This window comes from Parasutterella muris (assembly GCF_009767915.1).
Classification (GTDB): Bacteria; Pseudomonadota; Gammaproteobacteria; order Burkholderiales; family Burkholderiaceae_F; genus Parasutterella; species Parasutterella muris.
Genome location: NZ_WSRP01000014.1, coordinates 1 through 12,976, shown reverse-complemented (window position 1 = coordinate 12,976; position 12,976 = coordinate 1). Strand labels below are relative to the sequence as shown.

6 protein-coding genes and 1 tRNA gene are annotated in these 12,976 nt (G+C 47.7%); 1 reads left to right on the top strand and 6 read right to left on the bottom strand.

Annotated features, from left to right (window positions below):
- Nucleotides 1-69: 69 nt before the first annotated feature.
- Complete coding sequence (gene parC / locus E5987_RS05540) at nucleotides 70-2,445, bottom strand: DNA topoisomerase IV subunit A (RefSeq protein WP_370267717.1); 2,376 nt, start codon at nucleotides 2,443-2,445, stop codon at nucleotides 70-72.
- A gap of 393 nt (nucleotides 2,446-2,838) precedes the next feature.
- Nucleotides 2,839-4,815 carry a DNA topoisomerase IV subunit B gene (locus tag E5987_RS05535; protein ID WP_160335102.1) on the bottom strand — a complete coding sequence of 659 codons (1,977 nt, stop codon included), beginning with the start codon at nucleotides 4,813-4,815 and terminating at the stop codon, nucleotides 2,839-2,841.
- Nucleotides 4,816-5,229: 414 nt separating this feature from the next.
- Here E5987_RS05535 and E5987_RS05530 point away from each other — a divergent pair.
- A tRNA-Arg gene (locus E5987_RS05530) sits at nucleotides 5,230-5,304 on the top strand.
- Nucleotides 5,305-5,827: 523 nt separating this feature from the next.
- On the opposite strand, the gene E5987_RS05525 is transcribed toward E5987_RS05530, so the two are convergent.
- The 4 genes from E5987_RS05525 to E5987_RS05510 all read right to left on the bottom strand — a co-directional run bounded on the left by E5987_RS05525 (nucleotide 5,828) and on the right by E5987_RS05510 (nucleotide 12,611).
- On the bottom strand, nucleotides 5,828-6,451 hold the full coding sequence (locus E5987_RS05525; protein WP_160335101.1) for a MarC family protein: 624 nt from the start codon (nucleotides 6,449-6,451) through the stop codon (nucleotides 5,828-5,830).
- Nucleotides 6,452-6,476: 25 nt separating this feature from the next.
- On the bottom strand, nucleotides 6,477-7,703 hold the full coding sequence (locus E5987_RS05520; RefSeq protein WP_160335100.1) for a DUF401 family protein: 1,227 nt from the start codon (nucleotides 7,701-7,703) through the stop codon (nucleotides 6,477-6,479).
- An 80-nt stretch (nucleotides 7,704-7,783) separates the two neighbouring features.
- On the bottom strand, nucleotides 7,784-10,825 hold the full coding sequence (locus E5987_RS05515) for a DEAD/DEAH box helicase (RefSeq protein ID WP_160335099.1): 3,042 nt from the start codon (nucleotides 10,823-10,825) through the stop codon (nucleotides 7,784-7,786).
- A gap of 136 nt (nucleotides 10,826-10,961) precedes the next feature.
- A complete protein-coding gene (locus E5987_RS05510; protein WP_160335098.1) occupies nucleotides 10,962-12,611 on the bottom strand; it encodes a fumarate hydratase in 1,650 nt (549 codons plus the stop codon).
- Between the last annotated feature and the right edge of the window lie 365 nt (nucleotides 12,612-12,976).

The window sequence follows — 12,976 nt, the reverse complement described above, 5'->3', positions numbered from 1 at the left end:
TCTGCGGCAAAAGAAGAAACGCCCCAATTGAGGATATCAACGGGGCGTTGCTGCAGCTGCCGAATTTCGCTAAATAATGGTTGACTCTGTCTGAGCTCTTTCTTCCGGCGACATTTCTTTTTCAGGCTTGTTCTGTCTGAGTTCCAGGAATGTCCAGCGAGCTTCAACAAATCTTCCTTTGCGGCCTCTTCTGGTGCGGAAATCTTCAACGGAACGCGGACCAACCACCAGTTCCTGAATCTTTCCGCCTCTGCCCTTACCGACAACAATAACGCCGTTGGGCGCAATCGGGATCGCAGAAACAAGCTTTTCTCCCTCGCTGATCATCATCAGCGAAACGCCTTTGCCTCCGCTCGATCGTGCGCTCAGCTCGTCGACGGAGAAGACAACCAGTCTGCCTGAACTTGAGAGCGCGGCGATCCATCCGGTAATCGGGGAAACCGTACGGATCGGAAGCGGCTTCGCGCCTTTTTCCAACGTAAAGAATGCCTTACCGGCTTTTTGACGAACCGCAAGGTCGCCCGCCTTGCAGAAAAAGCCCACACCGCTGTCCGAAGAGAATAAAAGCTTTGTATCGTCCGAACCTGCAAAGTAATCTAGCGGCCTGTCGCCGTCCTGAAGCTGAACAAATGCGCTGATATGTGTTCCGTCTCCGCGTCCGCTCGGCAGCTGCGAAACCGGAACACAGTAAATTCTTCCGCTGTCAGAGAGGACATATAAGTTGTCGACACTGCGGCACTCAAACGACATGCGATAGGCGTCTCCGAGCTTATAGTTCATCGATTTGCAGTCGATAGAATGACCGCCTCTGCTGCGCACAAAACCCTTTTCACTGATAATGACAGTGACGGGTTCGTCCACAACACGCTTGGTCAGAGCCGCGGTCTGCGCTTCCTCAATTAACGTTCTTCTTTCATCTCCGAACGTTTCGGAATCTTCCTCAATCTCTTTAATAATCTGTTTTCTGAGCTTGCGGTCATTATCAATCAGCTCCGTCAGTCTCTCTTCTTCTTTGCGAAGCTTATCTAGCTCTTTCTGCATCTTGATCGGATCCATGCCGGAGAGCTGACGCAGACGGATTTCCAAAATGTCTTCCGCCTGTTTATCCGTTAAATGGAAATGATCCATAAGTCCGACCTTAGGATCGTCCGCTGTACGGATAATTCGGATTGCCTCATCAATATCGATAATGATCGTGAGACGACCTTCCAAAACATGAATACGCGCGCGGATTTCCTCTCGGCGGAAGCCGCATCGCGCAAGAACTGTTCTGATTCGGAAAGAAATCCATTCGTTCAGGATTTCTCTGAGCCCTTTCTGCTTCGGCTTGCCGTCAACACCGATAAGAACGAGATTAAATTTACAGCTGACTTCAAGGCTGGTCTTGCTGAATAAAACATTCAGCAGTTCATCCCGGTCAACCGTTTTGCTCTTCGGATCAATAACAATTCGAATCGCGGCCTCTCCGTTTGATTCGTCTCTGACAGAAGAGATCACGTTCATGAGAAGCTGCTTGTCCTGCTGCTGTTTGGCGCTCAGCGTCTTTTTACCGGATGATGCTTTCGGATTGGTCAGAGAGTCAATTTCCGACAGTACTTTCTGCGCGGATACTTTATAAGGAAGCTGATCAATCACCAGCTGCCAGAGACCTCGGCTCAAATCCTCGAAGTGATAAACCGCGCGAAGCTGAAGCGAACCGTAGCCGGACTGATAAGCCGAAAGGATATCGGACTGCGGCGAGATGATCTGGGCCCCGCCCGGAAAATCCGGACCGGGAATAATTTCCAAAAGTTCTTCCGTTGTCGTTTCCGGCTGATCAATTAGTTTGACAGTAGCGGCCGCGACCTCTTTAAGGTTATGAGACGGAATCTCAGTGGCCATACCCACCGCGATACCGCTTGAGCCGTTTAAAAGGAGCATCGGAAGGCGAGCCGGCAGAAGCGTCGGTTCTTTGAATGCGCCGTCGTAGTTCGGGACAAATTTAACGGTTCCTTCGTCAATTTCGCTCAGCAGAAGTTCCGAATACTTAGACAGTTTTACTTCGGTATAACGCATTGCGGCCGCGCCGTCACCGTCGGCCGAACCGAAGTTGCCCTGACCGTGCACCAGCGGGTAGCGCATCGTGAAGTCCTGAGCCAAGCGCACCATTGCGTCATAGGCCGCCGAATCACCGTGCGGATGGTATTTACCGAGCACGTCACCGACGACACGCGCACTCTTGACGGTTTTAGCGTCCGGGGACAGCCCCAAGCGCTTCATCGCGTAGAGAATACGGCGCTGAACAGGTTTCATGCCGTCGCAGACATCCGGAAGCGCGCGCCCCTTAACGACGGAAATCGCATACTCCAGATAGGCGCGGCTTGCGAAATAAGCCAATGTCAGTTCATCAACATCCGTTTCGGCGTTCTTCATCGCCTCTTCAACGATGTCTGTTCCGCTGAGCATCGCAGGCTGAGGGACCATTTCCGCGTCAACGATTTCCGCTTCAACTTTTTCAACTACGGCTTCTTCGTCTTTGGCGTCCTGCTCAATCAGCTCAGCCGCGGCGCTTTCTGCCTGCGCGACTAAAGTCTCCGCCAAATCGGTCTGAGCGGTGTCTTTTTCTTCGACACTCTCGCTTTCCGATCCGTATTCGTTTAAATCAAACAGGAAACCGGAGCCGGCACCGATGTCTTCCTCCTGAGCGGAGTCAGCGGATGTATTTTTTTTCGTATCACTGTCAGTTTCTTCCGGAATCTGAGGCTCTTCAGCCATCATTTCCTCATCAAAGAAGCTGGTTTGATCCTTTTCAGTTAATTTTCTTTTTTTATTTTCTGCCATTTGACTGTCCGCAATACGTTAAATATCCGGTTCAAACTGATCGCCGTGACGTTCAATCCATTCCTTGCGCGAATCCGCTTCTTTTCCGGCCATCAGAATATTCATCGCCTTTTCGGTCAGCTCGTCACCCGGCGCGCCGACTTTAATCGGCAGCAGTCTGCGGGTTTCAGGATCAAGCGAAGTTTCTTTCAGCTCCTGCCAATCCATTTCTCCCAGACCTTTAAAACGCGAGATTTCAATCTGATTTTCTTTGTACTTTTCCTTTTTAAGCCTTTCCAAATTCTGTCTCAGTTCTTCCTCGTTAAGGCAGTAAATTCTTCGCTCTTTTTTCTTCGCGGTCTTAGCCACTTTAATCTTAAAGAGCGGAGGCATCGCGATAAAGATGTGTCCAGTCTCCATAAGGTAGGAGAAATGACGGTAGAAAAGCGTCAGAAGAAGCACCTCGATGTGAGAACCGTCAACGTCGGCATCTGCCATGATGCAGATTTTTCCATAACGCAGGCCGGAGATGTCTGGTTTTTCCCCAACCGCATGAGGATCCACACCGATCGCAACAGAAATATCATGAACTTCCTTATTGCCAAAGAGCAGGTTTCTGTCCACTTCCCATGTATTCAGGACCTTGCCTCGAAGCGGAAGAACCGCCTGATATTCTTTATCTCTTCCTTTCTTTGCCGAGCCGCCCGCGGAGTCGCCTTCCACCAGGAACAATTCATTTCTGGTGATGTCTCCGCTCGTGCAGTCGGTCAGTTTTCCGGGCAGAACCGCGACGGACGAACCTTTTTTCTTTTCAATTTTCTGAGAAGAATGCTGTCTTGCCTGAGCCTGTTTCACAAACATCTCGGCGAGTTTCTTCCCCTCTTCGATATGGCTGTTCAGCCAGAATTCCATCTGAGGGCGAACGAAGGAAGAGACCAGCTTTAACGCTTCCTTACTGATCAGTTTTTCCTTAACCTGGCCTTGGAACTGAGGGTCGAGAACCTTCGTATTCAGCACGAAGCTTGCTCTTGCGAACACATCCTCGACGATCAGACGAACACCTTTGGCACCGAGGCCGTGGGTTTCCATAAAAGATCTGACCGCCTGATAAATTCCGTCTCTCAAACCGGCTTCGTGAGTTCCTCCGAGCGGGGTAGGAATCAGGTTAACGTAGCTTTCGCGCTCGAGATTACCTTCTTCCGTCCAAGTCACAACCCAGGCTGCGCCCTCTCCTTCTGGGAACATTTCGTCCTCTTCGGTCGCATATCCTTTTGCTTCGAACGGAGTGACGATCGACTTACCGGAAACCTGATCGAGCAGATACTCTTTGAGGCCGCCCGTATATTTCCAGGTTTGGCGAATGTCTTCGGCTTCATTGATGTAGATGACTTCGCAGCCCGGGAGCAGTACTGCCTTGCTTCTAAGAAGACGAATCAGCTGAGCCCGCGGAATCTTCGGGCTGTCAAAGTACTTAGGATTCGGCCAGCAGCGAACTCTTGTTCCTGTGGCCCGCTTCGGCCTGGGAGATTTGATGCTTTTCAGCTCTTCTTTAACAAAGCCGTTTTCAAAAGCGATCGTACTTTCGAGGCCGTCACGCCATACGGTAACTTCCAGGCGGTTTGACAGAGCGTTTGTCACAGACACGCCTACGCCGTGCAGACCGCCGGAGAATGAGTATGCTCCGCCTTCTTTCTTATTAAATTTACCACCCGCGTGCAGTCGTGTGAACACCAATTCGACCACCGGAGTCTTTTCCTGCGGATGCAGACCGACCGGAATGCCGCGTCCGTCGTCTTCAACGGAGATTGAACCGTCCGCGTACTCGGTAAAAATGATTTTTGTTCCGTATTCCGCAAGAACCTCGTCACTGGAGTTATCAATAACTTCCTGGATAATATGCAGCGGACTATCCGTCAGAGTGTACATACCCGGTCTTTGTTTAACCGGCTCCAGACCTTTTAGGACTGTGATGGAACCTTCTGAGTAGGTTTGAGCTGCTTCATTAATTGCGGACATACGGTTGGAATAAGTAAAACAAAAGACAAAAGCGCAAAGTTCTATTTTATCAAAAGGCCTGCAGGTGTTAATTCATATTTTCACTGCCGTGTCCGACTTCGAAGCAGGGAGTCGGTTTCGTCGCTCATGAGCCGAAAATCAAAGAAGAAATGCCATCGAAAATTGAGCAGCGCGTCTCCGGTACCGACCGCTGAGAGACTCAAACAGCCGCCGAAATAGCGATTTCCTTCTCTTAAAAAACGGCTTTGCCGTACAAAAAGAACCTTTAAGCCGATTCAAACAACCGGATAAGGCCGCACTTCAGAACCTCGGCCTGTTGAACGAAAAGTCTCCAGACACAAACCACAAGAATTTTGCCCTGTTTGGAAGACGTTCCAACTCGTAAATTAAAAATGCTTTAAAATTACTCGCTCCGGCCCCATAGTTGAATGGATACAACGTGGTCCTCCTAAGACTGAAGTACAGGTTCGATTCCTGTTGGGGCCGCCAGAACCCAGTATCCATGCGGGTTTTCAGAGTTTTCAATCATCTAATACACAGAATAACCACAGTCGATATCTGTTTGTCTTTGCCTGCGGTTTCTCAAAACCCCGAATCAGAATCTTCGCGAAAAACTCCCCGCATGACTTATCTTCAGCAGAACAACCTTCTCCGGCTGCGGCAGTTGTCTTTTCGCGGCTCTGAGCCTGCAGGACGACCGCCTCGGAAACGAAATTTTTCCGACGAACCGCCATAAACAAAAAAACCGTCCCGGCCTCTTCAGCCTAGACGGTTAAAACTTACTTCGATTTTATTAGCCGATTACATGCGACACAGCTAAAAGCAGTGCGCTGCCGATCATAGACATCACTGTGGATATCGCAATAATCTTAGCGGACTCTTTGTTTTCTGTTCTTCCGTTATCCATGTTATACCCCTCCTTTAATTGAGCCGAGCAATATACACGAAGATGCTCAATTGTTCAAGAGAGGCTGTGTAAGCAAATAATACGGGGTTATTTCCGCTAACACACTTATTTTAAAGCGTTCTTAATCGCCTCCTGAAGAAAACCGTCAGCCCCCATGAAAATCATCTGAGCCGATAGCGCAGCGAGAATTAGACCGGTCAGCTTACTCAGCACTACGAGGCCGTTTTTCCCAATCGCCTTCTGAATATAGTTCGACACAAACAGAAGAAGGCCCACACAGATCACCGCGGCACTGATCGAAAGATAAGCAAGGAAGAAACCAAGGCCTGTTTTTATTTCGCCGCCGTAAACCATCAGTACGCCGATTGAAGCAGGCCCAAGTGTGATTGGAATCGCCATTGGAACCACAGCAAGAGATTGAATAGAATCTCCCTGAGGAACACGGATGGAATTTCCGCTCACCAAACCGACCGACGTTAGAAAAAGCAATGCGCCCGTTCCGACACGGAAGGCATCAAGAGTAATACCAAAGATTTTGAAAATAAATCCGCCAAAGAAAAGCAATATTCCGGAAATAATCAAAATCCATAAAGTAATCCACAACGCCAAATAATTGCGCTCTTTAATCGAATTGTCTTTCGTTACCGACAAGAAGGCGGACATAACAAAAGGCGGCGTCAGCAGGAAGAAAAACTTCACAAAAAGCGCAAAGCAGTCAGCAAGAGACATTTATCTCCTCCGTAAGTCCAATCCGTCAATTGTAGTAACGGAAATACGTCCAAACTGAAAAGATCAGCGCAGTTAAAAATGACAGCCAGGCACATTTACCAATCGTTTTCCACAGACTGCTCTTGAAATAGTCAACCGTTACAAGAATGCAGAGGTGAGTCGGAGTAATCATTTGACCGACTAAGCCGTAAACCATAGTAATGCCAACCAAGATAATATTTCCCGGTGCCATAAGAGCAACGATCGGCATCACAATCGCAATGTAGCCTTGTCCCATTCCGGTCATCACACCAAAAATGAAGGCCAGACAGGCAACAATGGCAGGAGCCGGAAGACTCGAATGATTAAACGCATTCACAATTTCATCCAGTGTTCCAATGACGGTCAACAGCTGAATGAAATACAGAATACAGATCACATTAAAGAAAAGCTTTTTGTCCAAACTCTCTGTAAATACACTGAGAATAGGAATCTGACGCTTGAAAAGGAAATAAAGCGGAATGAAACCGACTACGACCAATCCCATCGCAAGAGCCGCCTGCATATTAAAGGCGACAATCAGAACAAAGCTGGCGATGATAGGGCCAAAAGCGAGGAACAAACTCTTCCAATCTATGGAGTGATCGTTTGTCGTGTTGGTGGCTTTTTCCGGATCGGTAATTCTGAGCGGACGAATCAAAACAATCCAACCCAGAACAAAACACAGAATCGTAACCCAGCCGACGTGTGTGATCAGATCCGAAATTGTGACGTTCGCAATACCGCAGGCAAGAATGACGCCGGGCATCAGAGGGTTGGAAAATTCAAAAATATGACGGAACCAAAGATTAATAGCGCTCTTTTCTTCGTCATCTACGGCAATGCCTTCGCTCGCCTCCTTCACAATCGGAGCGGAGAAACGCGCGCCTCCAAGGGAAGGCAGCAAGCCTAAAAATGCCGGCATAAACGCAAGCGTCACTTTATTGCTGGAGAAAATATTGCGCATCGTGACGACCATTCCATGCAGCGATCCGCTCTTTCTCAGTTCAACCTCAAGACACATCACAAAATACAAACACAGGACTAGGTCCCATGTTCTCGGCATCACCAGCGTCTGCTGCATCGCCTTCCAAAGCATTTCCAGCGATCTCGACTCAAACAGCCAGATCAAAAGGCCGCCCGAGAGAATCGATAAGCCGATAATAACTTTAAAGCGTAAGAGAACGACGATTAAAACCATCGCCGCTATCACAATCCAAAACACTGAATCCATACTAGTAGTTCCATGAGACTTGTCGGACCTGGCTGTGCAATTCGCGCCGCATCCTAATTTCTCGTTATTGTATCTACTTGTTAACCATTTATCGGTAATTCCGTCAAAATACCGAGTCCATCCTGCTCCAGGGCGTCAATTACCGTGCCCATCGGCATAAAAGAATGCCAGTCTTCGTAATTTCCAATAACGATAAGTGTTTCTCTGGCACGGCTTACGGCTACATTCAACAGATTAGGCGGTTCACAGACCCAGCTCCTTGCGTAGTAACCGGCTTTGCCGTTTCGCGAACCTAAAATAAAAATTACGACATCTGCCTGACGCCCCTGCATCGTATGGATCGTTCCAATCTTCTCTATCGTAAAGTTCATACGATTCTTTGTAAGCCCGGAAGCTTTCAGAGCACCCGATACTGCCCTAAACGGCGTACAAATCATCAGCGTTTTGGGTTCGGAATCGCGATTAAAGAAAGCCGTCCGGCCAAGCTCATTATCCAGCCAGTCAAGCAGTTGCGACGCCGCTTCCATCTCCTCCGGAATACAGTTGCTGTCGCTTGGAGACTGAGGCGAGACATCAAGCCAAAAACTACGGATAAATTTCCCTTTTTTGAATTTTTCTTCCAAATGACCGGGAAGAGACATTTGTCCGGAGTATGACAGAGCATTGGAAATTCTAAACATCGGTCTGATCGACCTTCTCTGTACTCGCAGCGGAAGTCCGGTCCATTCTTTCCCGCCGGAGAAATTTCTAAACCATGTCCCGTACTCCTGGGTATTATCCGCAAGAGTTTGGAGGCTGCAATACGGTGATATCCATCGTTCGTAGTATTTATCCTTTCCAATGAGCATCTCGATGATCGGGAGCGGAAGCGAAACAACCGGCGGAAGCTGACGCGTATCTCCAATCACAATAAGCCGTTTTGCTCTCTGCATAAGACAAAGTGCCGACTGAGGCGAAGCCTGAGAAGCTTCATCAATCACAACCCACGGAAGCGTTTTCTTTGTACAGCATCCAAAGCGAATGACTGACGCGGCAAACGTCGTAGAAATAACAGGAACTAAAAACGTAATCGTCCCGAGCATTTGAGCTCGATAAACCGAAGAGACATTCCTCATCGATGCTAGACTGCAGGTCTCGATCGCTCGAACAAAACGCTTCGCATGAATAAGAATGGTCAGACGATGAAGCTCAAGCGCGCTCAAAAAGAGCTCTGTTCTCGTGATATCAATTTCCTTAGTCGAATACAGGCGTTTTTCATGGTTGATTTCCTTTACACCCCGCGTCGAAAAATCAAACAACGATATCGGCTGTGCATCTTCGTCTTCTAAACCGTCTGCAAAGATTTGGTCCAATAGACCGCTTCTGCGCTGCTGAACCTTCTGTGAGACGCTCTCAGGCAGATCTTTACGCTGATTCTTATAAATGCTGTCCTGCTGTTTAAGCAGAGAAACTGTTTCTCCAAGAAGTTTTTTGAAATTTGCACGCTGCTCCTCCCATTTCTTTTCAACAGCAACCTGACCGCCTTCCTGATCTCTTTGCTCTAACAGATATCCTTCGAGATAAGTTTTTTTTACCTTAGTTCCGTTCGAATCGAGCGTCTTCCGTCTAAAAAGTGTTTTATAAAACCGCTGCCAGTTTATGCCTTTTCCCAAAGCGGCAGAGATCAGTCCCCAAGCGCCTTCCGTGTGATTTAACTCATCAGCGAGTTCCGGAAAATAAAACGTCTGCCTTTCAAATCCGTACGAATAAGGCAGTTCCTTCGTAATATTTTCAACCGCGTTATTGTTGTTGGAGGCAACAATAATTGAGAAGTCTTCTGAAAATTCCGACTTGAGAGCCAGCCCTTCGGCGATATCGTCAAATAATTCTTCAACTCCGATATTTTTAATTTTGCTGAGCACGAACGCTCTTCTGACCACTACATCAGCGACAAGCTCTTTCACTATTTCTGTCTTGCCGGTACCCGGAGGTCCGCTAATTGAAACGACCGGCGAATAATCATCACAGGAACAAATCGCTTCAACTGCCGCCTGCTGCAGAGGAACTAAATAGTGCTGAATGAGATTTGGCCAGCGTCCGAGATTAAAGTGCTTAGGGTTTGCCAAATCGGCAAATGCTTTGGGAGAAGTCAGAATATCTTTGCGATCCGGACCGGGAGAATCGTCCAAGATACTGTAAGTGATTTTGCTCAGAATATCTTCCGGGCTTGCAAAGTTATCTTTAAGCAGCGCAAGGATTCTTTCTATCTCCACTACATACGGCGAATTCATGAAAGGCATAGGTGCGGGCTGAGTTGAAACCTGAAACTGTTTAGCCACCCAAATTTCATACGGTACATCCAGCTCTGCTTCTTTAAGCAAAAATTTCACGATTTCGTCGACGATGTTTGCATCAAAGATTGGAAGGCTGGGACTAAGATCATTCAGCTGCATGATCCTTCTCGATTTTCCATCTCGAGTTTTTGCGCCTTTCATCCGTCTGCACTTCATCTGATAAAGAATTTTTGAGTCAGGGAGCTCCGCCTGCGCGTCCTCCGCAGAAGATATTGACGTATCCAGTTCGGGCCAAAACCTGCTTTGGATTGAAATCGCAACGGACACGGCCTGAGAAACGGGATCCGCGATCTTTTCCCTGTCCTTCACCATTCTTGAAAGTTCAATCAAATAAGCAAAAGCGTAGGAAATATGAATTGAATCCGGGACGAATTTTCCAAAGTGATTTACGCGAAATCCGCCGAGCGCGATGCGTCCGTTACTGCGCATCTGTTCGTAAGAATAGTCTTTTAGAAACTCTGAACAGTCAGGACGCAGTTTGCGCAGGAGTTCTTCTACCCGTTTGACGTAGAGTTCTGTCGGAATCACTCCTGCACAGATCGTATAGACCGTGATGTGTTCTGCCGTATCTGTGCCGACCGGCGACTTATTAAGTTCGTGCTGAAAGGCAGTTCGGCCGCGGTTGTTTTTTTCGTCCCATTTAAAAATAGAACTGCGCGGTGAATGTGCAGAATTATTCGGGTCCAGCAGAGATTCAAAATCATTTTCGTGAATTTCGAACGGGGTCAGACACTCAATATCTCTCCATAGAGAAAAAATCTTTTTTAATTTTTCTGTTTCTGTATTCATTCTGCTCTGCCTTATGTTTTTATCTATTTGTACAAAAATACGGATACCTATGCAACAGCTTCCGGGAGAGAAAATTTTAGCCGTTTGCATAAATAAAAAGCCCGGCAATTTGCCGGGCCGTTCTCAAAGACGAGTATTAGTCGACGAGATTAATCGGATGCAGGGGCTTGAGCTGTTTGAAGAAGTCGTTGCCCTTGTCATCGACCAGGATGAATGCCGGGAAATCTTCCACTTCAATTTCGTAAACCGCTTCCATACCGAGTTCAGGATACTCAATACACTTAATGCTGCGGATAGCTTCTTCTGCGAGGTCCGCGGCAACACCGCCGATCGTTCCAAGATAGAAGCCGCCGTGTTTCTTACAGGCTTCGGTAACTACGTCAGTACGATTGCCCTTAGCGATCATAACGAAGGAACCGCCGGCAGCCATGAACGGATCAGCATAAGGATCCATACGGTTAGCTGTTGTCGGGCCCATTGAGCCGCAGGCATAGCCTTCGGGAGTTTTTGCGGGACCTGCGTAGAGAACCGGATGATCTTTAATGTAGTCAGGCAGGGGTTCACCCTTATCCAGACGTTCCTGAAGTTTGGCGTGCGCGATGTCGCGAGCCACAATGATCTTGCCGGTCAGAGAAACGCGTGTAGAAACCGGATACTTAGACAGTTCGGCACGAATCTGTTCCATCGGCTGATTCAGATCGATCTTAACAGTCTCGCCTTCGCCCTTAGTTCTGTATTCTTCAGGGATCAGTTCACCCGGGTTCGTATCGAGCTGTTCAATCCAGAGGCCTTCTCTATTGATCTTGCACTTGACGTTACGGTCGGCAGAGCAGCTGACGCCGATACCGATCGGGCAGCTGGCGCCGTGACGCGGCAGGCGAACAACGCGAACATCGTGAGCAAGATACTTGCCGCCGAACTGAGCGCCTAAGCCGATGCTGTTAGCAAGTTCAAGCAGTTTGTTTTCGAGCTCAACATCACGGAAAGCGCGGCCTGTTTCGTCGCCGGTTGTCGGCAGGTTGTCGTAGTACTTAGTAGAAGCAAGCTTCACAGTCAGCATTGTCTTTTCTGCAGAAGTACCGCCAATCACGACAGCGATATGGTAAGGCGGGCAAGCAGCTGTACCAAGACCCTTGATCTGTTCGAAGAGGAAGGGGATCAAAGCTTTCGGATTAAGAATTGCCTTAGTCTTCTGGAAGAGATAAGACTTGTTGGCAGAACCGCCGCCCTTAACTACACACAGGAAGCGGTATTCTTCGCCCTGAGTGGCTTCGATATCGATCTGAGCGGGGAGATTGCAGCGGGTATTGATTTCTTTATAGAGAGAAAGCGGGGCATTCTGAGAATAACGAAGCGCGTTCTGTGTGTAGGTGTTGTAAACACCGCGGGCAATTGCTTCTTCGTCTTCAAAATTGGTCCAAACGCGCTGACCTTTTTCGCCATGAATGATTGCAGTGCCGGTATCCTGGCAGATCGGAAGGACGCGTTTAGCAGAAATCTCAGCGTTGCGAAGCATTGTCAAAGCGACATATTTATCGTTTTCAGAGGATTCCGGGTCTTTCAGAATCTTTGCGACGCATTCATTATGGGAGCGACGCAGCATAAAGTTGACATCAGTGAAAGCTCTTTCAATAAGCATTGTGAGTGCTTCCGGTTCAACTTTAAGAATTTCTTGACCTTCAAATTCGCCCAGAGAGACATATTCACTGGAGAGATGATAGTACTCGGTATCATCTTTTTCGATCTGGAACATAGGGGCGTATTTGAATTCGGGGGCCTGAGCCATCTTGATATCTCCTGATTTAAGTTTTTAGAGCGAACACAAAGATACACTTTTATTTACGTTTCGTCGATATATTATTTTTTTATTCAGGGTTAATGCTTAGCTTACTATTGTTAACTTACGAATTATTAATAGGTCAACCAAATGATTTAAATAGATTAATTATTAATTCTCAAGAAGAGCAATAAATTCGATAAATTATCCTAAATATAAGGGTTTTTTCGGATTATTTATGCATTCAGATTTAAACCAGAAATGAAAAAACCTCTCACCGCGTTCGCAGCAAGAGGTTTTAAGAATGGAGAGCCCGGAGACTACCTACTTTCGCAAGAAATACAACTCACTATCATCGGCGTGGAGGCGTTTCA